At 70.1% G+C, this 23297-nt stretch carries 20 protein-coding genes and 1 pseudogene; 9 read left to right on the top strand and 12 right to left on the bottom strand.

Translation table 11 applies throughout. The annotated features are described in order from the left end of the window. Positions 1–777: 777 nt before the first annotated feature. Positions 778–1878, top strand: a complete 1101-nt coding sequence (locus ABD993_RS18010; RefSeq protein WP_345419376.1) for a site-specific integrase — start codon at positions 778–780, stop codon at positions 1876–1878. Positions 1879–1914: 36 nt separating this feature from the next. Further along, positions 1915–2466: an amidohydrolase family protein gene (locus ABD993_RS18005; RefSeq protein ID WP_345419385.1), complete on the top strand. Its 552-nt coding sequence runs from the start codon at positions 1915–1917 to the stop codon at positions 2464–2466. Here ABD993_RS18005 and ABD993_RS18000 read toward each other — a convergent pair. From ABD993_RS18000 to ABD993_RS17970, 7 genes are all read right to left on the bottom strand, one after another. Continuing rightward, positions 2430–5132, bottom strand: a complete 2703-nt coding sequence (locus ABD993_RS18000) for an ABC transporter permease subunit (RefSeq protein WP_345419373.1) — start codon at positions 5130–5132, stop codon at positions 2430–2432. The genes ABD993_RS18005 and ABD993_RS18000 overlap by 37 nt on opposite strands. Positions 5133–5187: 55 nt before the next feature. Then, complete coding sequence (locus ABD993_RS17995) at positions 5188–6378, bottom strand: ABC transporter substrate-binding protein (protein WP_345419370.1); 1191 nt, start codon at positions 6376–6378, stop codon at positions 5188–5190. A 70-nt stretch (positions 6379–6448) separates the two neighbouring features. Then, complete coding sequence (locus ABD993_RS17990) at positions 6449–7135, bottom strand: ABC transporter ATP-binding protein (protein ID WP_345419382.1); 687 nt, start codon at positions 7133–7135, stop codon at positions 6449–6451. A gap of 32 nt (positions 7136–7167) precedes the next feature. Further along, positions 7168–7974: an enoyl-CoA hydratase-related protein gene (locus ABD993_RS17985; protein ID WP_345419367.1), complete on the bottom strand. Its 807-nt coding sequence runs from the start codon at positions 7972–7974 to the stop codon at positions 7168–7170. A gap of 14 nt (positions 7975–7988) precedes the next feature. Continuing rightward, entirely contained in the window at positions 7989–9185 is a 1197-nt protein-coding gene (locus ABD993_RS17980) for an amidohydrolase family protein (protein ID WP_345419364.1), read from the bottom strand. A gap of 58 nt (positions 9186–9243) precedes the next feature. After that, positions 9244–9738, bottom strand: coding sequence for a VOC family protein (locus ABD993_RS17975; RefSeq protein ID WP_345419361.1), 495 nt, complete (start codon positions 9736–9738; stop codon positions 9244–9246). Between the two features lie 23 nt (positions 9739–9761). After that, the gene (locus ABD993_RS17970) at positions 9762–10616 is read right to left on the bottom strand and encodes a mycofactocin-coupled SDR family oxidoreductase (protein ID WP_345419358.1); all 855 of its coding nucleotides are present in this window, start codon (positions 10614–10616) and stop codon (positions 9762–9764) included. Here ABD993_RS17970 and ABD993_RS17965 point away from each other — a divergent pair. Genes ABD993_RS17965 through ABD993_RS17950 form a run of 4 tightly spaced genes read left to right on the top strand, consistent with a single transcriptional unit; the run spans position 10615 to position 13661 of the window. After that, entirely contained in the window at positions 10615–11982 is a 1368-nt protein-coding gene (locus tag ABD993_RS17965; protein ID WP_345419355.1) for a cytochrome P450, read from the top strand. The genes ABD993_RS17970 and ABD993_RS17965 overlap by 2 nt on opposite strands. Further along, a complete protein-coding gene (locus ABD993_RS17960) occupies positions 11979–12176 on the top strand; it encodes a ferredoxin (protein ID WP_345419352.1) in 198 nt (65 codons plus the stop codon). The genes ABD993_RS17965 and ABD993_RS17960 overlap by 4 nt, the downstream gene beginning before the upstream one ends. Then, positions 12173–12985, top strand: coding sequence for a mycofactocin-coupled SDR family oxidoreductase (locus ABD993_RS17955; RefSeq protein ID WP_345419349.1), 813 nt, complete (start codon positions 12173–12175; stop codon positions 12983–12985). Before ABD993_RS17960 ends, ABD993_RS17955 begins: the two co-directional genes overlap by 4 nt. A 46-nt stretch (positions 12986–13031) precedes the next feature. Further along, positions 13032–13661, top strand: coding sequence for a TetR/AcrR family transcriptional regulator (locus ABD993_RS17950; protein WP_345419346.1), 630 nt, complete (start codon positions 13032–13034; stop codon positions 13659–13661). 8 nt (positions 13662–13669) lie between these two features. Here ABD993_RS17950 and ABD993_RS17945 read toward each other — a convergent pair whose 3' ends face one another. The 5 genes and pseudogenes from ABD993_RS17945 to ABD993_RS17925 all read right to left on the bottom strand — a co-directional run bounded on the left by ABD993_RS17945 (position 13670) and on the right by ABD993_RS17925 (position 20143). Then, positions 13670–15607, bottom strand: coding sequence for an ABC transporter permease (locus ABD993_RS17945; RefSeq protein ID WP_345419343.1), 1938 nt, complete (start codon positions 15605–15607; stop codon positions 13670–13672). Next, positions 15604–16344, bottom strand: a complete 741-nt coding sequence (locus ABD993_RS17940) for an ABC transporter ATP-binding protein (protein WP_345419340.1) — start codon at positions 16342–16344, stop codon at positions 15604–15606. Before ABD993_RS17940 ends, ABD993_RS17945 begins: the two co-directional genes overlap by 4 nt. Further along, positions 16341–17099, bottom strand: coding sequence for an ABC transporter ATP-binding protein (locus ABD993_RS17935; protein ID WP_345419337.1), 759 nt, complete (start codon positions 17097–17099; stop codon positions 16341–16343). Before ABD993_RS17935 ends, ABD993_RS17940 begins: the two co-directional genes overlap by 4 nt. Before the next feature lie 62 nt (positions 17100–17161). Beyond that, a pseudogene (locus ABD993_RS17930) lies at positions 17162–18880 on the bottom strand (N-acyl-D-amino-acid deacylase family protein); the annotation flags it as partial. A 39-nt stretch (positions 18881–18919) separates the two neighbouring features. Continuing rightward, positions 18920–20143 carry an ABC transporter substrate-binding protein gene (locus tag ABD993_RS17925; RefSeq protein ID WP_345419335.1) on the bottom strand — a complete coding sequence of 408 codons (1224 nt, stop codon included), beginning with the start codon at positions 20141–20143 and terminating at the stop codon, positions 18920–18922. A 300-nt stretch (positions 20144–20443) separates the two neighbouring features. Between ABD993_RS17925 and ABD993_RS17920 the strand changes: the two genes are divergently transcribed. From ABD993_RS17920 to ABD993_RS17910, 3 genes are read left to right on the top strand one after another with little or no spacing between them, the layout of a single operon-like run. Next, complete coding sequence (locus ABD993_RS17920) at positions 20444–21655, top strand: acyl-CoA dehydrogenase family protein (RefSeq protein WP_425569034.1); 1212 nt, start codon at positions 20444–20446, stop codon at positions 21653–21655. After that, the gene (locus tag ABD993_RS17915; RefSeq protein ID WP_345419330.1) at positions 21652–22626 is read left to right on the top strand and encodes an acyl-CoA dehydrogenase family protein; all 975 of its coding nucleotides are present in this window, start codon (positions 21652–21654) and stop codon (positions 22624–22626) included. Before ABD993_RS17920 ends, ABD993_RS17915 begins: the two co-directional genes overlap by 4 nt. Next, the gene (locus tag ABD993_RS17910; RefSeq protein ID WP_345419327.1) at positions 22626–23288 is read left to right on the top strand and encodes a TetR/AcrR family transcriptional regulator; all 663 of its coding nucleotides are present in this window, start codon (positions 22626–22628) and stop codon (positions 23286–23288) included. The genes ABD993_RS17915 and ABD993_RS17910 overlap by 1 nt, the downstream gene beginning before the upstream one ends. The last annotated feature ends 9 nt before the right edge of the window (positions 23289–23297 follow it).

The following is a 23297-nucleotide window of genomic DNA, read 5'->3' as shown; positions in this document are numbered from 1 at the left end:
CCCACAGCTCCAGTCTCCTTGCTAGATCAGGAGCCTCTCCACCGGCCAGGACGGTTCAATGGTCCCCGATCCGCGCCGCAGCCGGCGGTGTGGTGGGAAGGCCCGTCGTCGGCCGATGCTGTCGGGGTGGGGCGGAGGACCCGTAGTAGTCCGAGGTCGGGAAAGCCGGCCACATGGCGAAGGGGTCCAGCGTGTTCGCAGTAGGGATGCAGGACGAGGAGCGCGCTGGTGAATATCGGCGATCCGTGGCCCGACCTCGACGAGGCCGAAATGCGGGTACTCGCGATGCAGAGAAGTGCGACGAGCTGATGGCGCTCGTTGAGCAGGAGATGTATGACAACGCGATCTTCTCTGTGGGGTCGCTCGACATCCCTTTGGGACGGCTTCGAGCGCTGCGTGCCCAGCTCGCCGAGAATCCAGAGCTTGCTTCCGCGCCCTCTCCGGCCCCGGACCTCGGGACCATCGGCGGGCGGGTGTGGACGCTTTACTCCCACGGGCTTCGGGTGGATCCAGCCGAAGCTCTGACACACGTGGTGCCACTCGTGGTGCGAAACCCTGCACGTGGTGCGAGTTCTGGAGGCTGGAGAGGGAGATTGTGTCAGAGTTGTCGCTGGTAGGAGGCTTGTGAGGGGGTTCGTGGAATCCTGGCAGTCAAGGGGTCAGGGGTTCGAATCCCCTCAGCTCCACCCTTCCCACCAGGCCCGATGAGTCTCCCGACTCTCGGGCCTGTCGTGTTGTGGTGCCACTTGTGGTGCCAACCGGCCTTACGCTCCCGCCATGGTCACCGCTCCCCGCCGCAAACGCCCCCGCGGCCAGATCGTGCAGCTGAGCAGTGGCTCGCTGCAGGTCCGCGTGTTCGTCGGGCGGGATCCGGTCACCAAGAAGCGCCACTACCTCCAGGAGACCGTGCGGCGCGGTCCGGATGCTGACGCGGAGGCGGAAAAGGTCCTGCGGCGGCTGTTGGTCCAGGTCGACGAGCAGCTGAACCCACGGACCTCGGCCACCGTCCGCCAACTCCTGGAGAAGCATTTCCTGCTGCTCGACGTGGAGCGCACGACCAAGGCGACCTACCAGAATGTCGCTCGGACTCACATTGTGCCGCTGATCGGCCCGGTCAAGCTGGCTGCGCTCACGTCCGAGGTCTTCGACTCCTTCTACGCCGAGCTCCGCCGCTGCCGGCTCCACTGCAAGCGCAGGCGGATGATCGAGCATCGGGTGAAGACCGTTCACGACTGCGATCATCGCTGCCGCCAGCATGTCTGCAAGCCGCTCGCGCAATCGACGATCCGGCAGATCCACATCATCCTCAGCGGCGCGCTGAGGCGCGCCGTCCGATGGAAATGGCTGCCGCGTGGCCCGATCGACAACGCCGAGCCGCCGAAGCAGCCCCCGGCCAACCCCTCGCCGCCGACGTCCGCCGAGGCCGTGCGCATTCTGAACGCGTCATGGGAGGACCCGGACTGGGCGGTGCTCGTCTGGCTGACGATGGTCACCGGTGCTCGCCGGGGCGAGCTCTGCGCGCTGCGGTGGGACGACGTCGACCTCGTGACGGGCACGCTCCGCGTCCAGCGGTCCATCGCCGAGCTCAAGACCGAGACGTGGGAGAAGGACACCAAGACCCACCAGCACCGTCGAATCGCACTGGATCCGGAGTCGGTCACGCTGCTGACCGCCCATCGGGCACGGAGCATGGAGCTCGCCGCGGCACTCGGGTACGAGCTCGCGCATGATGCGTTCGTCTTCTCCCACTCGGGCGACGGCGCCGCACGCCTGAACCCACGGACGATCACACGCCGGTACACCCGCCTCGTTCACCTCGGGCGTCGGTCGCCGCCCGTGCCCGTGCGGACGGGCGGGACCGCTGGAGCTATGCCATGACCTTGTAATCGCCGAGGACGGCGCGGCGGTCCTGGTCTGGCTGGCGACGGGCTACTCGACGGTGACCTCACGCAGATCAGTGAGTTCCTGGTCGACCACCACTACGTCATGGGGCTCAGCGACGGCGGGGCGCACGCGCAGTTCATCTGCGACGCCCGCTGTCCCACGTTCCTGTTGTCGCACTTCGCCAGACGGAGGACGCGGGGTCCGCGGTTCGCCGTCGACAGTCTGGTGAGAAGGTTGACCCGCGACCCCGCCGAGCTCTACGGCTTCGACGACCGGGGTGTGCTGGCCGTGGGCAAGCGCGCCGACGTCAATGTGATCGATCCCGCGTCCCTCGCGCCCTGCACGCCGCGGCTGACCGACGACCTCCCGAGCGGCGCCCACCGCTTCGTCCAGGACGCGACCGGGTACGACGTGACCATCGTCGCGGGCACGGTCACCCGCCGGAACGGCCGACACCGGCGCCCGCCCGGGTCGCCTCCACCGTCGGCCCCGCCCCTGACCATGCGCGGCGCGAGCCCGCCGCCTGCTCGAAGAGGTGGCGGGCTTCACACCTCGACCGGTGACGTGGAGCCGCCGAGATAGGACTCGATGACCCGCGCGTCCATCCTGATCTGCTCGGGGGTTCCGGTGGCGATCTCACGACCGTTCTCCAGCACGAGGATCCGATCGCAGACGCGCATGACCAGCTCGACATCGTGTTCCACCAGCAGTACTCCCATGCCCCAGACGTCGGCCAGCCGGCGGATCAGCTCGCCGAGCTCGTGGGCCTCCGCCGCGTCGATCCCCGCCGCCGGCTCGTCCAGCAGGAGGACCGAGGGGCGAGCGGCCACCGTACGGGCGATGGCGACGAGCCGACGGCGGGCGTACGAAAGCTCGCCGGGACGGCGGTCGAGGTCCGGGCCGAGGTCGAACTCCTGGACCGCCGCCCGCGTCATCGCGTTGAGTGCGGGCACGCCGGGCCGCAGGAGGGTGGTGAGGTAGGCCCACGGGTCCCTGCGCTCGGAGGCGCTGAGCAGGTTCTCCCTGACCGTGAGATCGTCGAACAGCTCCAGCGACTGGAACGACCGTCCGAGACCGGCCCGGGCGCGCCGGGCGGGTCCGAGTGTGTGCAGTTCCAGGCCGTCCAGCAGGACCGAGCCACGGTCGAGCGGCACGAAGCCGGTGACGCCGTCGAGCAGGGTCGTCTTGCCCGCACCATTGGCGCCGATGAGCCCGACCACCTCGCCCGGGCCCACGGTGAGCGAGGGGCCGTCCAGTGCGATCGTGCCGCCGAATCTCACCTTGAGGTCCGTGACATGGAGAGTGTGCGGCGCGACCCGAGAGGGTCCCTCGTCGCCACCGAGAACGCCGCGCGCAGCAAGGGGGCGGTCGGAGGGTGAGCGACCGAACAGGCGCGTCACGCGGTCCCATCCCGCACGGAGCAGGTGAGTGTTGAGCGGGACGAGCCCGTCCGGTGCCTGGAGGAGCGCGACGACCAGGATCACCGCGCCCACCAGCGTCAGCCATGCCGGGTTCGGGCTGCCTGCCACGGCCTCCATGATCTTCGAACCGACCGTCCCCGGGTCGAGCGTCGAGCCCAGGAGGGGGCCCACCAGCCAGCCGACCCCACCGACGACCGCCTCCTGCACCATCTGGATCGAGCGCAGGGGTGTGAACGCGTCTCCGAACGTGACGATCGGGTTGGCGAAGGTGAGGAGTACTCCTCCGCAGGCGGCGAGCACTCCGCCGAGGCTGAATGCGTACACCTTCGCGCCCAGTCCGGAGATGCCGAGGGCTGCGGCCGCTCGTTCGTTCGAGCGAACCGCGAGCAGCCGGCGGCCGGCTCGGCCGCGACGGAGGTTCCCCACCACGACGGCACACCCCACGAACACGAGCAGCGTGAAGGACGCGTACACCGCAGGCGTCGCGATCGCGCCGAGCGCAATGCCGAACAGGGTCGGCGTGCCCACCTGCAGTCCGTCGAACCCGCCGGTCAGCACGGGGTTGTTGAAGATCATCGCCTCGACCGTGACGGCCAGTCCCAGGGTCACGATGGCGAGGTTCACCCCGCGCGCCCTGGCCCCGGCGAGCCCGACCACGATGCTGAGGGGGATCGTCGACGCGCAGGCCAGCACCAGAGCGACGCCGAAGGGCGCGCCGAGTACGGTGAGCCGCGCGGCGACGAAGGCGCCGATGCCGGCGAACGCGAACTGCGCGAGCGAGAGCTGTCCGGTGTAGCCGGTGACGACCACGACGGAGAGCACGATCAGCGCCACCGGGAGTTGCACGCCAACGGCGGAGACCCAGTCGATCGGGACGACCCCCCAGATCAGCAGGAGGGCGACGAGGGTCACCGGCAGCACGTACCTGGCCCGGACGCCGCCGGTGCCGACCGAGGCGAAGCGGAACACCGGTTCGCCGCGGGCGGCGATCGGTTTCGACCGCGCCAACAGCACGACGGCGACGACGACGAACGGGATCGCCGCGTCGAGGCCCGGCACCGGGACGAAGTAGGTCACCTCGGACTGGATGATGCCGAGCAGGGTGCCGGTGGCGAGCGCGATAGGGAACGACGCGAAGCGCGCGACGACGGCCGTCGCCAGCGCCGGGATGATCAGCGACGTCGCGAGCGCCGGGGTGAGCCCGGAGATCGGTGCGATGAGGATCGTGGCGAGCGCAGCCATCGCCGACCCGAGCGCCCAGTTGAGAGACGCGATCACGTCGGGGGACAGCCCGAGGGCCGCCGCCGCCCGGAGGTTCTCCGAGACGGCTGCGGTGATCCGACCGAGCGCCGTCCAGCGGTACACCGCCCACAGCAGCGCTATGAGCAGAACGGTGATCCCGAATACCAGAAGACGGTCGCCGGGGACCGTCACGCCGAGGACGGACACGGCGCCGGTGGGCAGCATCGGCTCGACTCGCACGTAGATCGAGTCCGCGTACCGCAGCTGCATCGCCGCCTGCAGGCCGGCCATGACGGCCAGGGTGGCGATGAGCCGTGTCAGGGGGGAGGCGTTCCGGAGCGGACGCATGACGAGCAGATGGACGCCGGCGCCCAGCCCGGCGGACACCGCGATTCCGGCGAGAACCGCCAGCCAGGTCGGGACGCCGCGGAGTTCGCGGAGCTCCCAGTACGTGTATGCGCCGCACAGCCCGATCGCGACGTGGGCGAAGTTGATCAATCCGGATCCGCGGTGGATCAGGATCAGGCCTGCGGCGACGAGGACGTAGAGCGCGCCGGCGCCGACACCGAGCAGGAGAAAGGTCACGGCATCCATGCGGCGGCCCCTCGCGGTCGGGGTGGGAGGTGGCGATACCCAGTGCTCACGTCGGCAACAGCTCCGGCTGAGCGGCGGGCGGTGCGACCAAGGTGATGGAGCGGTCCTCGCCGACCTCGTAGACGAACAGGTTCGCGTTGAAAGTCCGGCGGTAGCTCGGGTTGGACGTCGCTGGGGCGTCGAAACACACATCGGGTCCGTAGACCTCGGTGCCGACCGGGCAGTGCCGCGCGAGAGCGGTCGCGATCGCGGCGGGCGTCAGATCGCCCTCTACCGAGGCCATCGCTGCGAAGAGGGCGGCCGCCGTCCCCCACGCCGCGGCGCCCTTGTCCTCGATCGGAGCGTCCGGGTGCGTCTTCGACAGCAGGTCGGCGTACTGCTGGATCTCTGCGATGGAACGATCTCCGGCGCCGTACGAGCCGCCTACCAGCTCCAGCTGCCCGACGGCCTCCGCGGAGAGCGCCTTGAGCGCCTGCGGAGGGACCCCGCCGGTCGAGGCCGACAGCGGAATCGGTGACCCACTCTGTGCGGAGTAGTTGGCGAAGTTGACGAAGTCCTGCTCGACCGTGCCGATCACCACGCAGTCCGCACCGTCCGCCTTCAGCTTGGCGAAGGCTGCGGACATGTCGGTCGTGCCCACCGGGACCGCGACCGTCGAGACCAGCCGCCCGCCTGCGGCGTCCGCCCCCTTGCGTGCGAAGTCCTCGAGAGCGGCCGACGTCGCGATCGGGTTGACGAGTAGTCCGACGTCGGGGCAGCCCTTGCGGACCAGCTCGGCGGCGGCCCCGGAGTAGTTGAGGACGGTGCCGCCCTGCATCGGGAAGGACACCGGGCTCGTGTAGTCCGCGCTCGACAGGGGGAGTGTGACGACGTAGGGGATCCCGGCGGCCTCGATCCCGGGCAGGAACCGGTTGCCGTTGATGCTCATGCCTCCGATGACCGCGACGACGCCCTCGGTGACCGCGCGCTGTGCGCAGGCGGCGGCCTTGTTGGGGTCGAGCTGGTCGTCGCAGACCGTCAGCTCGACCTGCCTGCCGTGGACGCCACCCGCCGGGTTGAGGTACGCGTCCACGTAGGTGGAAACCGCGGTCCCGGCCGGCGACCAGTCCAGAGTCGCGGCCTGCCCGGAGTTGAACATCATGACCTTGACCGTGTCGCCGGGACCGGACGATGCGTCGCCGCCACCGAGCGAGCTCGACGCGCATCCGGACATCGCGAGCGCGAGCGCCGCGATCACGGCTGTCGAGCTCCATCCTCTGCTGACCATGGGATCCCCGTTCATGAAATGGGCTGTTCCGGTGCCGTGCTCATCCCGTCGGCGGGCCGACCCCGGCCGCGCGACTGAGATAGGTCGACTCGATCGCCGCGGACTCCGACCGCAGCAGGTCCGCCGAACCCGAGAACTCGATCCGACCGCGGCGCATGACGTATCCGCGGTCGGCGACCGCGAGCGCGGGTCGGATGTGCTGCTCGACCAGCAAGGCCGACATTCCGCTCCGTCGGGACTCGTCGCGCACCGTCGTCAGCAGCCGTTCGACGATGAGGGGCGCGAGCCCCAGGGACAGCTCGTCGGCGATGAGGAGCGCGGGCCGGGCGGACAGCGCTCTGCCGAGCGTCAGCATCTGCTGTTCCCCACCCGAAAGCAGTCCCGCCGGGCGGCCCAGCAGCGGCGCCAGCTCCGGAAAGAGGTCCAGGGCGGCACTCGGAGATCCACGGCCGATGCGGAGGTTGTCGGCCACCGACAGACGTGTGAAGACCGAGCGTTCCTCGGTGACGAGCCGCAGACCGCTCCGGGCCCGCCGGTGCAACGATGCGGTCGTGGCCACGCCCCGCCACTGCACCGTGCCTGCCATCGGCTTCACAGCTCCGGCGGCGGTGAGCAGTGTCGTCGTCTTGCCGGCGCCGTTGGCGCCGAGCACGACGACCACCTCGCCCACCCCGACATCCAGATCGATGTCCCGAACGACTGCGGAGCCACCGTAACCGGCCGACACCCCCGCGAGGCGCAGGACCGGCCCGCCAGTGCTCACGGCGAGCCGACGGGGTGGACCGCCTCCGCCGGGTCGTCGTGGGGGAGCGCGGCCACCCAGTCCCGGAACTCCGGAGTCTGCATCGACAGCGCCTCCAGGGCGTGGCTGTGGTCGAACAGCACGGGCGCCAGGACACGTAGCCCCTGGTTGAGCGCTCGTTTGGTCTGGCGGATCGTCGCCGGCGGGAGCTCGGCGAGCCGGTGTGCGTAGCCCCGCGCGGCATCGAGCGCCTCACCACGGGGGACGACTTCGGTGATCAGCCCGATCCGTTCGGCCTCATGGGCCGACAACGGGTCGCCCGTGAGCAGATGGCGCTTCGCCCTGAGCACACCGGCGTACGTCATCCAGGTCAGGATGCCGCCGTCGCCTGGAACGAGGCCCGCGGTGACGTGCTTGTCGACGAAGGTGGCCGTCTCGTCCGCCACGATGATGTCGGCCATCAGCGCGTAGGTCGCCGCCCCGCCGACCAACGAACCGGAGATCGCGCTGACGACCGGTTTGTCGAAGGTCAGCGGGGCGTAGACGATCTGCTCGGTCTCGTCGAAACCGCGCGCACGGGCCGCGGGGTCGGTGGCGAGGGCACGCAGGTACTCCACATCGGGACCCGCGGAGAAGTGCTCGCCGTGTCCACCCAGCACGATCGCCCGCACGTCCTCGTCCTGCGCGAGGTCGCGGTAGACGTAGGCCCATTCCCGGTGTGCCGCAGGGGTGAATGCGTTGTCCCGCAGCGGGTCGTTGTTCAACACCGACGCGACCCCGTCGGCGACGGTGATGTCGAGGTACTCGTATCGTTCGTAGTCCATCATGGTCCTCCCGGCTAGGGGGTGAGGAGGCGGCCGTTCTCGCTGAAGAAGCGTCGCAGGACGTCGTCGCCCAGCGGCTGCAGCTGGTCGAAGAAGACCTGCTTCTGCGAGATGCCCCCTTCGACGTGCGGATAGTCGCTGCAGTACGCGAAGCAGTCCGCGACCGCGGGGTGGCGCTCGAAGTAGGAGCGGGTGTCCTCGAAGGGGAACGGGCTGACCCGGACGTTGCGCGCGAGGTACTCCGACGGCTTCGCCGAGAGGACACCCGACACCCGCTTGCGGAAGACCCGGGTGCCCCAGACGTCCAGGGTCTCCGCCAGGTGGCCGACCCAGTACGCGCCGAACTCGAGGACCCCGAACCGGAGGGTCGGGAAGCGTTCGAACACCCCGCCGAGGATCATGGCCGACAGGTAGTTCACCGCCGCGGCGTGCACCACGCTCATGCTGAGCGGCTCGAAACCGACCTCGGTGCTCTCGACCTTGCCCGGCGCGAACTCCGGGGCCTGGTTCCAGGCGGCGGAGGCGAGGAAGCCGGTCTGGCCGGCCACGTGCGTCACGACGGCCGCATCCGCGTCGGCGATCATCCTCCAGAGCGGGTGTAGCGCGTGGTCCGCGGGCGAGACGCCGGCAGGCGGGATGCCCGAGGGCAGATGCAGTGCACGGATGCCTTGGGCGAGCAGGGCTTCGGTGTTGGTGATCATCTCCGCCGGGTTCGCGCCGTGCAGAAGCGCCACGAACCGCAGACGGTTCCCGCGCGCGGTCGTCTCTCGTGCCGCCCAGGCGTTGTACTCGTCGATCAGCCCTTCGATGATCGGTGCGTAGTCGTCGTACTCGAGTCCGCTGAGGAACGTCTGGCGAAGCTCCCCACCGAGCAGGGCTCCGAACGCGGTCATCGCGCCGGAGGGGAAGACGAGCTGGGTCTCGGTGCCCATCGCATCGAGCACGGCGAGCCTGCGATCGAAGTCGAAGGCACCGGGGGCGCCCGGTCCCCGCTCGTTCCACACCGTCTCGGCGGTGATGGGCGCGGTGTCGGTGAGCCCCGGCCGGTCGAAGTTGTTGGCACTGGCGCCGAACCGCGACATCGCCGGTTCCAGGATCTTGGCGAACCTGTCCGAGTGCTCCCCGAACATCGGGCCCCACATGTGCAGTGGTGCCATCTCGTGGCTGTCGATGTCGACGTCGATGATGTCGTTCGGGCTCGTCAGCGTCATCTCTCCTCCTCGGCGTGGTGCTGGATGATGTCCGTGGGACTGGGCCGTATCGGCCTGGTCAGTTGTTCTCGACGTCGGCTTCGACGAGCTCGACGACGTTCCCATCCGGGTCGTAGAGGAAGGCGGCCTTGACGACTCCCCAGTTCAGCCAGGTGATCTCGCCCGACCACAGCACCGGGACCTCTCGCTCGGCGAGCGCGGCGAGCTCCTTGTCGAGGTCGTCGACGAGCAGGCCGATCCGCACGAGGCCCTGCGAGTTGAAGTACCGGGGGCCGGGGGAGCGGAGCGTCCCCTCCTTCCAGCCGAGGATCTCGACGCGCGCGACGTCGCCGGGCAGACGCAGCATCGCGCGGGTGAGACCGGTGTCGAGCCGGTCGGCGCCGTCGTAGCCGAGCGCGGCGCAGAGCTCACCGGGGGTGAAATGGGCTGGTACCTCGGCTCCCGGACGGAGGTCGAAACCGTGGTCGTCGACGAATCCGAAGGCCTTGTAGAACTCGACCAGCCGTTCAGGCTTCTCGGTGTTGAGCTGGTTGAGCCACCAACGCTTGGGCACGGGTCCTCCTCGAAGGTCCGATGTCAGCGGACAGGGTGGGGGTTCACTCCGGGCAGGAGCAGATGGCCGGCGTCGACCGGCAGGACGGCGCCGGTCACCGCGGACGCCAGGTCCGAGTTGAGGTACAGCGCCGCGTCCGCGATGACCTGCGGTGGCAGGAAGGTGGCGCCCTTGAGGGCGTGGTTGTGATACCCGCTCTCCATCATCTCCTCCTTGGTTCCGCCCTCGTGGCCCGCGAAGAGGTCCCAGACCGCCTGGTGGTCGGTCATGGGGGTGTGGATCGCGCCGGGACAGATGGCATTGCAGCGGATGCCGTGTGGCGCGAGCTCCAAGGCCATCGCTTTCATCAGACCGATGAGACCGTGTTTGGCGGCCGTGTAGTGGGCGTACTGTCGCCCGGGCTCGAGACCGTTGATCGACGACGTGACGACGATCGACCCCCGCCCGGCGGCGATCATGTGGGGGGCTACGGCTTTGGCCGCCCGCCAGGTGCCCGTGAGAGTCACGCCGAGCATCTCGTCCCAGGCGTCGTCGTCCAACTCCCAGAACGCTGCACGCGTCCAGATGCCGGCGTTCGCGATCAGGATGTCGATCCGGCCGAAGTCCTCGAGCGCCTGCGCCACCGCCGCGTCGACCGCATCTCGGTCGCGAACGTCCGCGCGAACCGTGAGCACACGTCGGTCGAGGGCCTCGATCTGTGCGGCGGTGTCACGGAGGTCCGCCTCGGAGCCCAGGGGGTACCCCACGGATCGGAGACGGTCGGGCACATCGAGCAGGACGACGTCGGCTCCTGCCCTGGCACAGGTCAGGGCGTGCGCGCGCCCTTGGCCGCGGGCTCCTCCGGTGATCAGGGCGACTCGACCCTCGAGCAGGTTCATGCAGTACTCCCGTATCGCCGTCGATCGGGTGGATGGGCTCAGCGTGGTCGGCAGAAATGTAAGTTGTCAACTACCAAAATTCTGGCTACGTTCGCCGCCAGGCCCGCCGGGCCCATCACTCAGCGACGACGCTGCGGGAGGCTTCCGCATGTCCGAGACGACGACCGCCGGCTCGCCGGTGACCATGCCGACTGGGCGGGTCGACTTCTTCGATCCCCCCGCGGAGTTCCGAGAACTGCGAGCGACCCCGGTGTGCCGCATGCGCTATCCCGATGGCCACGTCGGTTGGTTGGTGACGGGGCACGGGGAGGCGCGGACGGTGCTGAGCGACCCGCGTTTCAGTGCACGCGCCGAGCTGCGGCGTTCTCCGATCCCGCGCCCAGGGATGGACGCGATCTATGGACACCCGGCGCCCCCCGGGTACTTCCTGGCCATGGACCCACCGGAGCAGACCCGGTTCCGCAAGCCGTTGACCGCTCATTTCACCGTGCGTCGGATGGCAGCGCTGCATGCGACCGTGGAGCGGCTCTTCGTCGAACGCGTCGACGCCATGATCGACGCCGGGCAGCCGAGTGACCTCGTCGCCGACTTCGCCCTGCCCGTTCCGTCGCTTGTCATCTGTGAGCTGCTCGGTGTCCCCGATGCCGACCGGGCCGAGTTCCAGCGCAACGCGATCGTCCACCTGGGTCTGACCTCCACGGCGGAGGAGAGCGCGGCGGCACTCCGGTCGATCGTCGAGTACGTCCAGACCCTCGCGCGGCACAAGCGGGACCGGCCCGGTGACGACCTCGTGAGCCACCTCGTCACCACGACGGATCTCTCCGACGTCGAGCTCGGCGGAGCCGGGCTGTTGCTCCTGCTCGGCGGACACGAGACCACGACGAACATGCTCACGCTGGGGACCTTCGCGTTGCTCAGGAACCCGGCTCAGCTCCGACTGCTCGTGGCGGATCCCGGTCGCATCCCCGCCGCGGTGGAGGAGCTCCTGCGCTATCTGTCGATCGTGCAGTTCTCCGTCGTTCGCACGGCGATCGAGGACGTCGACATCGACGGCATCCGCATCGCCGCGGGGGAGACGGTGACCGTCTCCCTTCCGGCGGGGAACAGGGATCCACGGAAGTTCGCCTCACCCGACGTGCTCGACATCGAGCGAGCGACTGCAGGCCACCTGGCCTTCGGGCACGGGGTGCACCAGTGCATCGGGCAGCAGCTGGCCCGCGTCGAGATGCGAGCGGGCTTCGCGACCCTGCTGGGCAGGTTGCCCGACATCCGACTCGCGGTTCCGGACGACGAGGTCGAGCTGGGGTACGACCTCTCGATCTACGGCGTGCATCGCATGCCGGTGACGTGGGGCGACGGTCGATGACCCTGCAGGTGGACCGCGCGCGGTGCATCGGTGCCGGGTCGTGCGTCCTCGCCCGGCCCGACCTCTTCGACCAGGACGAGGACGGTGTCGTCGTGGTGCTCGCGCCACCCGGCGCGACGGAGGTCGACGGCAGCGCAGACGAAGTCGCGGAGTCGTGTCCGTCGGGCGCGCTCAGCAAGATGGAGGCGTCATGAGCCTGTTGGGCGGACGGGTGGCGGTGGTGACCGGGGCCGCACGGGGCCAGGGTCGGGCGCATTGCGTTCGGTTGGCCCGGGAGGGAGCGGCGATCATCGCCCTGGACGTCTGTGAGCGGGTCTCCACTCGCGCCGCCTATCCGCCCGCCACGTCGGAGGATCTCGACACCACCGCGGCCCTGGTGGAGGCCGAGGGGCAACGGGTGTGCGCGAACGTGGTGGACGTCCGCTCGAGCCGGCTCGACGCGGTGGTGGCGGAGGGGGTGGCGCTCCTCGGCGGCCGGTTGGACGTCGTCGTGGCGAACGCGGGGATCAGCGACTGGAACCGGTTCTGGGAGATGTCGGACGAGCAGTGGCAGACCATGATCGACATCAACCTGACCGGTGTCTGGCGCACCCTGCGAGCCACGGTTCCCCACATGATCGCCGCAGGCAACGGGGGTTCGGTCATCACCGTCAGCTCGGTCGCGGGTCTGAAGTCCCTGCCGGGACAGGCCCACTACTCCGCCGCCAAGCACGGCGTCGTCGGGCTGACGAAGACGGCGGCGATCGAGCTGGGTGAGTATGGGATCAGGGTCAACTCGCTGCACCCGTGGGGCGTGGCGACGCCGATGGGCGAGGGCTCCGGGATGCGGGCCGTCCTGGACGCGCACCCGTCCTACGCCGCCGCCTTCGCGAGCCTGCTGCCGAAGGTGTCGATCGCCGAGGTCGACGACATCGCGGACAGCGTCGTCTTCCTGGCGTCGGACCTCTCCCGCACCATGACGGGGGCCCAGCTGACGGTGGACATGGGAGCCACGAAGATCTGACCTGGCCGAGGTCTCGGCAGAAGTCGACGAGTCGATCGGGAGCCCTGTGACCCTACGATCCCACACCCCTCCCACTCCGCAGCAGGCCCGCTCGGAGCTGTCGACGTCACGCCTGCTCGACGCCGCGATGGAGCTGATCGGCGAGGTCGGTTTCGAGCGGGCGACGCTCGCCGCGATCGGAGAGCGCGCCGGCTACAGCCCCGGCCTCGTGACCAGGCGCTTCGGGTCGAAGGAAGGGCTGCTCTGGACGATGATCGAACGCATGGTCGTCGACTGGAACTCCTCGGTCCTCGGGCCCGCGGTCGGAGACAGCGGGGGGAGGCCGGCGCTCCACACGATGGTGACGGGCATCCATGCGAGCGCCGTCGAGGCGCCGGCCCGGATGCGCGCCCTCTACCTCCTGATGTTCGAGGCTCTGCTGCCCATCCCGCTCCTCCGGGAGCGGATGGCGGAGCTGCACCGGGGGATGCGCGAGTCGGTCGCCGCCTGCATCGCGCGCGGCGTCGACGATGGGACGGTCGATCCCGCGGTGGACGTCCCGCGTGCCGCACGACTGTTCGTCGGTGCGCTGCGCGGCGCCGCGTACCAGGCCCTGCTCGATGGGGAGGTCGGCGTGGCGGCGGCGATCGACGATGTGCATGCGCTCATCGATCCGCTGCTCCCGTCACCGTCGTGACCGGCGGCTCACCCTCGTGACGACGAGCCGGCCGGGACCGGGGTCTCGGGGGCCGGTGCTGTGGCCGCGGTCCTGTTGCGGCGTCGGGCGCGGTGGGTCGTGAGCTGGCGCGGGACGCCTGCCAGGCCGTCGGGATGGGAGACGACCACCTGGAGCAGGACCAGGCCTGCGATGACCTGCATCCACCCGTCGTGCCAGATGACCGCGCTGAGGTGGCTGCCGATGCCGCCGGGGGCGAAGAAGAGGGCGACGACGAGCGCACCTCCCACGGAGCCGATCCCGCCGAGATAGACGATGGCCACGAAGAACACCGACTGCAGGACGAGGAACGAGTCGTAGGTGACCTGCCCGGAACGGTAGACGAACAACACCCCCGCGACGCCGGCCAGCGCGGAGGAGATCACGAACGCGGTGAGCTTCACCCGCGTCACGGAGACACCGGAGGCCGCGGCGCCCTGCTCGTTCTCCCTGACCGACAGCATCTGCCTGCCGAGGTCGGATCGACGTAACGACGCGACCGCCCAGAGGACGAGGGCGGCGACGACGACGGTGAGCAGCCCGAAACCGACCGGGTTGGTGATCGAGTCGAGGTCGAGCCCCCACAGCTCGGGCGGGGGGACGGAACTGCCGGACGTGGTGCCGTTGAGCAGGGGGCTGTTGAAGACCATGAGCTCCAGGACCAGGGCGGCACCGAGAGTCACCACGGCGAGTTCGATGCCGCGCACCCGGAGGGCGGGCAACGCGAGGACGACACCGCAGACGACGGCGACGACGACACCCACGATCCCCGCCCAGGGGAAACCGAGGCCGGTCTCCGACGCGATCCGTGCGGTGACGAGGGCCGCCAGGCCTGCGAACGCCATCTGTCCGAGCGACACCTGTCCCGCGTACCCGACCAGGACGACCAGGGACAGGCAGATGACGAAGGAGATCATCGACATCGCGAGCGGGTCGCCGAGCGACACCGGAAGGACCCACACGAGGAGGCCACCGACGACCAGCAGCGCCAGTGCCGCCGCCCACGGTCGGCGGACGACCGGGACCTGGGGGAGCCCCAGCCGAGCCGTCGCACCGCGGACCGGGATCGAGCGCCCTCTACCGAGCACGACGAGCATGATGACGAGGACCGGCAGCGCCTCCGCCCAGCCCACCAGACCGAAGACGTTCCACGAGCTGCTGTGTCGCACGATGACGGCCTGCGCGACACCGATCAGCAACGCCACCCCGACCGTGCCGAGCACGGACCGGAAGCCGGTCGCCATCGCCGCGGCGATGGCGGTGATCAGCACCGAGGTGAAGAAGGTCGGGGAGATCGGAGCGAAGCCCGCCAGCAGGATCCCGGCGAGTCCGGCGAGGAACGCCCCGATGCACCCGTTCGCCAGCGCCACCCGGTTCACCGAGGTGCCCGTCAGGACGACGGCCTCCTCGTCCTGGGCGCCCGCGCGGGTGACGATGCCGAACCGGGTCCGGGCGAACGCCGCCGCGAGCCCCAGGGCGAGGACCACGACGATGCCCAGGATGATCAGCCGGTCGGCGCCGATCGTGATCCCCGGCCCGAGCGTGACGGGGCCTGCGGGGAGAAGCCGGGGCGGGTTGGGCGTCGCTCCTCCGGTCAGCGCCGAGATGAACGCCTGAATGGTGAGCATCACCCCCAGGGTGGCCACCACCTTGGCGAGGACGGGTGCCTCCGAGAGTCGCTGCATCACCAGGACCTGCACCAGGGCGGCGATGGCGACAGGCACGGCGAGGCCGATGACGACGGCGGCCGCGACCCCGAGCGGCTCGGCGAGGCCCACATAGGTGTAGACCGCCGCAGTGGCGTAGGCCCCGTGCGCGAAGTTCAGTGTTCCCGAGCCCTTGAACGTCACCACGAGGCCGAGCGCGAGCAGGGCGACAGCGCCGGCGGTGCCCAGGCCGCTCAGGGCGAGCTGCAGGTCCAGACTCATCGCGTGGGCTCCTTGGTCGCGCCGCGCACCGCGACGGCGGGGGTGGCGGTGTCACCGAGGTATCCGGCCTCCAGGACGGACCGGTCGGCGAGCAGGTCCGCGGCGGGTCGGTCGGCCACGAGTGCGCCCTGCCGCAGGACACATCCCCGGTCGGCGACCTCGAGGACCTGTTGCACGTGCTGCTCGACGAGGAGCACACCGAGGCCGGTCTTCGTGGCCAGCTCCCGCAGGGCGGTAAGCAGCCGGGCGACGACCTTCGGACTCAGACCGAACGACAGCTCGTCGACCAGGAGCACCTTCGGGCTCATCGTGAGTGCGCGCGCGACCGCCAGCATCTGCTGTTCGCCCCCAGAAAGCAGCCCGACCCGCCGGCGCCGCAGCTCACCCAGTTCCGGGAACAGGGTGAGCGGGTCCCACGACGGAAACGCGACCAGGCGCAGGTTCTCCTCCACGGTCAACCCGCGGGCGAGCGCCCGCCCTTCCGGGACGAGCACCAACCCGGCCGACGCCACCCGGTGGGCGGGACGCCCGGTGAGGTCGACGCCGTCGAGACGGACATGGCCGCCGAGTGGGCGCAGCAACCCGCTCACGGTGCGCAGGGTGGTGGACTTCCCGGCCCCGTTCGCCCCGAGCAGGGCGACGATCTCGCCCCGTCCCACGGAGAGGTCGATGCCGTGCACCACGGCGCGGCCCTCGTAGCCGGCTTCGAGGCCCTGGACCTCCAGCACCTCGTTCATGCCGCCTCGCCCAGGTAGGCCGCCTGGACCGCGGGGTCGCGGCGGATCTCGGCCGGACTGCCGGAGGCCAGCACGGAGCCGAAGTTCAGCACCACGATCCGGTCGCAGGTCGGCAGGACGAACCCCATGTCGTGGTCCACGAGCAGCACGGCGGTCCCGGCGGCGGCGAGAGACCGCAGGTACGAGCCGACCGACGCGGTGTCGGCAGGCCCCAGACCCGCGGCCGGCTCGTCCATGAGCACCACCGACGGGCGGGAGACGACCGCCCGCGCGAGCGCGACGATCTTCCGTCTGCCCTGCGACAGCTCGGCTACCCGACGATCGAGCTCCGCGCCCAGGCCGAGCTCGTCGACGACCTCGGTGATCCGGTCGGTCGCAGGCCCGGGCACCCGACGTGCGGCGACGGAGAGGTTCTCGGCGACCGTGAGCTCCGCGCAGAGCTCGAGGTGCTGGAACATCCGCGCCAGACCCCGCCGCATGCGCTGGTGCGGTCGGAGCCGGTCGATCGGCGTGCCCGCCAGCTCGACGCGCCCTGCCGAGGCCCGGACGAACCCGGACAGCACGTCGATCAGAGAGGTCTTGCCGGCCCCGTTGGGCCCGATCAGTCCCGTGACCTCGCCGCGGTGGAGCTCGAGGTCGACGCCGTCGACGGCGGTGACCCCGCCGTAGCGGAGCACGAGGCCGTGGGCGGCGAGAGCGGGTGGTGCGGCCGGTGATCTCACGTCGTCGTGGGAACCGGGCTGCGCAAGCGACATGGAAGCCTCTCCGAACGACCCGGCGGGGCCCGCGGCCCCGCCGGAGGGTTGTGGACCGTCGGTCAGGTGGTGGCGCCGACCGCGGTCGTGACCAGGGCGCCCGGGCGGGGATCCTGCGGAACACCGTCGACGAACGTGATCTCCCCGTTCACCAGGACGTACCGAAGCCCCCGCACGTCCACGAACTTCCGCCAGTCGCCACCGGGAAGGTCGTGACGGACCTCGTAGCGTCCGTGCTGGTAGCCGAGCTCGTCGAGGTCGTAGATCATGATGTCGGCGGCGTTGCCCGGCACCAGGGTGCCGCGGTCGGGCAGGCCGAGCACTCTCGCCGGCAGGGCGCTGATCTTGGCGTGGATCTCCTCGAGCGTGAACTGGTCACTGTCGCGGGCCAGCCAGATGATCAGGTCGGTCGGCCACTGGCCGCCCGCGACGAACTTGACGTGGGCGCCGCCGTCCGAGCCCCCCGCGAGCACCCGGGGGTGCTGCAGGACCGGGCCGACGAGCTTCTCGTCGTAGACGAACCGGGTGAGGTGGGTGAACTGCGCCTGCAGCTTGCTGGCCACAAGGATGTCGTAGAACGTGTCGGTGACGCTGCGGCCCGTGTCGGCGGCGATCTCCGCGACCGTCTTGTTCTCGTGCGCGGTGAACTCCGCAGCGCCTGCGGCGTCGATCATCGTGAACTCGTGGAACCTGGTCCCGGCGTGCTGCTGGGGGCCGAAGTCGTACTCGTCGACGACCCGCTGCCGGTACTCGGGGCTCCGGGCGAGCGCCGCCTTGCCGTCCGGATCCTGGTCGGTGAAGGCCTTGAACACCGGCAGGACGTCCCAGGAGGTGTAATTCAGGACGGTGAACTCCGTCCACCCGCGCGATGCGATGCTCTGCGTGTAGATGTCGAGGCCCTCCTCGGTGCACTCGTCGAGCCAGGCGAGCACGTCGAGGTGCACCGTGGAGTCCGGGACCACCATGATCACGTTGTGGATCACCGTCGCCCCGGAGATGTGGGCGAGCTCCGCGCACACGTCTCGGCGGTTGCGCAGCATCGGGATGTCGGTGTTGGCCTGGATGATGCCGCCGCCACGCTCGCGCAGGACCTGCGCGAGGTTGTAGGCCTCCTCGATCTCCATGATGTCCGAGGGCATCGGCGAGCCGTCGAAGTCGGTGTGGTTGTTCATCTCGCCGAGCCAGGTGACGGCGAACCCGAGGGCGCCGGCGTCCATCGCCTCGTGCAGCAGCCGCCGCATCTCGGCCCGCTCGTCCTCGGTTGCCGGCCTCGACTTCGCCGCCTCGATCCCCATGACGTAGATCATCAGCGGGTTGATCGGGAGGAAGGAGGCCATGTTGAGCGCCTTGGGCAGCGAACGGAGATGCTCCATCCACTCCGGGAAGGTCTCCCACTTCCACGGCATGCCCTGGCGGAGTGCCTCGTACGGGATCTGCTCGGTGCGCTCCATCATCTGCATGTAGCGGTCGCGCATCTCCGGCTTGCACGGTGCGAAGCCGAACCCGCAGTTGCCGACCGCCACAGTGGTCGCCCCGTGGGTGCCGGTGTTGGTCAGGTGCGGGTCCCAGTGGACCTGCCCGTCGTAGTGGGTGTGGAGGTCGATCACGCCCGGGGCGACGACCAGCCCGTCGGCGTCCACGGTCCGGGTGGCTCGCGCGTCGCCGAGGTCACCGATCTCGGTGATGCGGCCGTCCTTGACGCCGATGTCGGCCCGGCGGCGGTCCGCCCCGGTGCCGTCGACGACGGTCCCGTTCCTGATGATCAGGTCGAGGTCCATTCGTTGTCTCCTCTCCGTGCGGTGCTGCGGTGGTGGCGACCGCTACGACTTGATGCGTTCGAGCGTCGGGCGGATGTCGATGGGCTCGGGCGTGTAACGCGCGCCGGTCCCGTCGAGGGTGACCATGTACGTCTTCGTGTACCCCAGGGCAGGCATCTCCGGAGTGCCGTTGGCGCGACCGACCTGCCCGTCGAAGAGAGGCACGTCGCTGAACGTGTCGTCGGTCAGGGCCTTGAGCACCGCGTCCCGGCTGATCGCGTCGCCGCCGATCGTGGTCAGCGCGCTCTCCAGCACCTTGGCCGCCCCCCAGGCGCCCACCGAGCCCGCCTTGGGGATGTCTGCGGAGAAGTTGGACGCCGTCATGGCGTCCCGGAAGGCGACGAGGTCGGGATCGGTGGAGTGCACGGGGTCCGCCGCGAAGGCGTTGAGCACCATCGTGGCGCCGGTGTCCGCGACGGCTTTCTCGAGGTCGGGCGTCAGGGTGGGGCCCGCCGCGCCGAACGGCACCCGGAAGTCCTGGGCGGCGGCGGCCTGGAGGAGCCGGATGTAGCCGGGCGTGGTCTGCAGGCCGATGACCGCATCGGCGCCCGCCGCCTTCGCCTGGACGACGCTCGCGGTGAAGTCGACCGTCGTGGCGGGATGCTTGATGTCCGCCACGATCTCGGCGCCCGTGGCCTCGAAGCTCTGCTTCACCAGGGAGAAGGAGAAGTCGAGGGACGCCGCGTCCAGGCGGATCACGGCGATCTTCTTCTTGCCCAGGGTCCCGGAGATCGTCTGCGCGAGTCCCCCACCGAACGCCCCGATCGTCTGCGGGTCCACGGTGAGGACGGAGCCCGTCCCGTCGATGCTGTAGCGGTCCCGGGCACCCAGCTGCATGAACGGTACGCCGGCCCGCGAGTAGGTCGGGCCCTGGATCGTCCCCGCCAACGGGCTGTACCCGAGGGCGGCGACGATCTCGGAGTTCTGCACCTGTTGGCGGGTGCAGAAGGTGGCGCCCTGTTCGGAGGCCTGGTCGTTGCATCGCTCGATGCGGATCGACCGCCCGTCGATCCCGCCCCGACGGTTGAGATCGTTCGCCCAGGCCTGTACGGCGTCACCGAAGTAGGCGAGGTCCTGGCCGTTGCCCTCGTCGGAGTTGTTGACACCGATGACGATGTCGCCGGAGGTACCGGTGCCTCCTCCCGACGATGACCCGCACGCGGCGAGGACGCCGAGAGACAGCGCGGCGAGAACGCCGAGTAGGCGTCGTGGGACTGAGCTCGACACCGAGGACCTCCGTTGGTCGTCGTGTGGCTGAAGTGAGGGGCGGTGCCGAGGTGGCACGCAGCCCGTCTCGTGACTCGCAGAACACTGGGCCAGAAAGATAAGCTTGTCAACCATCAATATTTCCGCCTACTGTCGGCGCGCAGGGGAGGTGGCGATGGACGCACACCCGAGCGTGATCACCGAGTCGGACGAGGGAGTCCTGCTCGTGACGCTCGGCACCGCCGTGCCCGTGCCCGCGGCCTGCCCGCCCGTCCTGCGCGAGCGAGCCACCACTCCTGAGCTGAACTCGACAGAAAGGCCATGCCGGTGGACTTCACCGACTCGGCCGGCGACGCGGAGTACCGCGCCCGGCTACGCGACTTCCTGCGTCGACACGACCACGAACTCGAGCACAGCGACTCCGAGTACCTCTCGGAACCGGGCGTCGAGCGCATTGAGGAGCTGCGGCGTACGCAGGCGTTGCTCTACGACGGTGGCTACGTCGGTGTCACCTGGCCACGCGAGTACGGGGGACAGGGTGAGGGGGCGATCCGACAGGCCATCGTCACCGAGGAGCTCGCCCGGGCGTCGATCCCGGGGTTGGTCAACCATCTCGGGATCGGCATGTGCGGCCCTACGATCATGGCTCACGGCAGCGAGGACCAGAAGCAGCGCTACCTGCGGCGGCTTCTGCGGGCCGACGACATGTGGTGCCAGCTGTTCAGCGAGCCGGGGTCGGGCAGCGACCTCGCCGCGTCGCGCACGAAGGCGGTACGGCAGGACGACGGGACGTGGCGTGTCGACGGCCAGAAGGTCTGGACGACCTTCGCGCAGTACGCCGCGTACGGGATCCTGCTCGCGCGCACCGACACCGACGTACCCAAGCACCGCGGGCTGACCATGTTCGTGATCGACATGTCCACTCCTGGCGTGACCGTGCGGCCACTGCGGCAGATGAACGGGGCGAGCGAGTTCAACGAGGTCTTCTTCGACGGCGTCGTGATCTCCGACGCCGAGCGGCTCGGCGAGGTCGGTGAGGGGTGGCGGGTCGCGCTGACCACCCTGATGAACGAGCGCGTCGCCATCGGCGGCGCCGGCAACGAGCTGGGGATGCGAACGGACTCGCTGGTCGCCCGGGCCCGCGAGCGACTGCCGCACTTCTCCACCGGTGAGCAGGTCCGACTGCGAGAGCAGCTCGGACGGGTCCTCGTCGAGAACCTCGCGATCCGCTACACGGGCTACCGCAGGCTCACCGCGCTCGCCCGAGGGCAGACGCCCGGGCCCGAGGCCAGTGCCGGGAAGCTCTCGGCGGTTCGCGCCGCCATCGACGGGGCCGAGCTGGGCGTGCGGCTGAGCGGTCCCGACGCCGCGTTCGCGCGGGCGGCCGACGGTGACTGGCGCTGGCACACCACGCAGGCCTCCATGCCGGGCCTCGCCATCGCGGGCGGCACGGACGAGGTCCTCCGCAACATCATCGGGGAGCGCGTCCTCGGGCTCGCCCCGGAGCCCACACCCGGAAAGGCAGCCCGATGAACTTCGACCTGGACGACGAGCAGCGGGCACTGGCCGCCGCCGGCGCCGACTTCTTCGCGGACCAGGCAGGCCCCACCGCCGCACGCCAGCTCCTCGACGGCGTCGGTGAGCCCGCTCCGGGGCGCAAGGCCCTGGCCGAGGTCGGCTTCTCCGCGATCACCGTGCCGGAGGCGGCGGGCGGCGGGGGCGGCACGGTGCTCGACCTCGCCGTGGTGGCCGAACAGGCCGGGCGTGAGCTGGCCGGGCCCTCGCTCGCCGGGACGGCGCGCGCGGTGGCGCTGCTCGACGCGGACGACGCGCAGCTCGCCGTCCTCGCCTCCGGCACCGAGCTCTTCGCGGTGGTCGACGGGCCGGAGGAGCCGGTCCTCGACGCCCTCGCCGCCACGCGTTTCCTCGCGGTGCAGGACGGCCACCTGGTGGTGGGAGAGGGCGAGGTCACGGCCGGCGTCCCGATCGACGCCACCCGTGGCCTCGGCAAGGTGCGGCTGCGTGACCCGCGGTCGCTTCGCGAGATCGACCCCGCTGCCTGGCGCCACGCTCGCGACGTCGGTGCCGTGGTCCTGGCCGCCGAGGGTCTGGGGACCGCGGCCAAGGCGGTCGAGGCTGCGGTCGAGTACGCGCGGACCCGCACGGCCTTCGACCGCACCGTCGGCTCCTACCAGGCTGTGAAGCACGCATTGGTGGACGCCTGGGTCGGCGTCGACCAGCTGCGGTCGCTCGTCTGGTGGGCAGCGTGGACCGCGGACCGCGAGCCGGACGGCCTGCCCGCCGCGGCGTCGGCGGTGAAGGCGTACAGCGCCGCCGTCGTCGAACGGGCGACGGAGACCGCCCTGCACGTGCACGGCGGGATCGGCTTCACCTGGGAGCACGACTCGCACCTGTACTGGCGGCGGGCCAAGGTGGACCGGCTCCTGCTGGGCGACGAGACCGAGCACCTCCTCCGGGTGGCCGATCTCGCCCTGGCGACCTGATGCCGAGCAAGGCGGCGCAGCGGCGCCTCATCCCACCGCTGGACCTCCCGCCTCGGCCGCGGGTGAAGCAGGCTCGCTCGGAGCTCTCCACCAGTCGTCTGTTGGATGCCGCGGCGGAGGTCATCGCAGCGGGCGGGTACCACCGGATGACGCTGAAGGTGATCGGGGAGCGCGCCGGGTACAGCTACGGGCTCGTGACCGAGCGGTTCGGGTCGAAGGAGGGCCTGCTGTGGACCCTCGTCGACAGCATGCTGCACGACGAGGACGGCGGCCTGGTGATACCCGCGCTCGGCGCGTCGACCGGGGTCCCCGCACTCCATCGCTTCGTGGCGGCCATCAGGGAGGGCTGGCGCCGCCGCCCCGTCCACATGCGGGCTCTGTCGGTGCTGATGTTCGAGGCCGCCCTGCCGTCGCCGATCCTGCAGGATGCGATCGCCTGCCTCCACCGCGAGATGCGGGCGGTCACCGAAGCGGTGGTCCGGGCCGGGATCGTCGAGGGTTCGGTCCCGGCGGAGGTCGATGCGGCCCAGATCAGCCGCACCTTGCTCGGCAGCCTGCGTGGTGTGGTGTTCCAGGCGATGCTCGATCCCGACCACTTCTCGCTGGAGCAGGGTTTCGACGACCTCGACCACCTCGTCGTGCTGTTGCTGACAAATAATTAACTGGTTGAC

The organism is Pseudonocardia xishanensis (genome assembly GCF_039541715.1).
Taxonomy (GTDB): domain Bacteria; phylum Actinomycetota; class Actinomycetes; order Mycobacteriales; family Pseudonocardiaceae; genus Pseudonocardia; species Pseudonocardia xishanensis.
The sequence above is the reverse complement of the archived record's forward strand: the minus strand, read 5'-3'. Positions and strand labels throughout refer to the sequence as shown.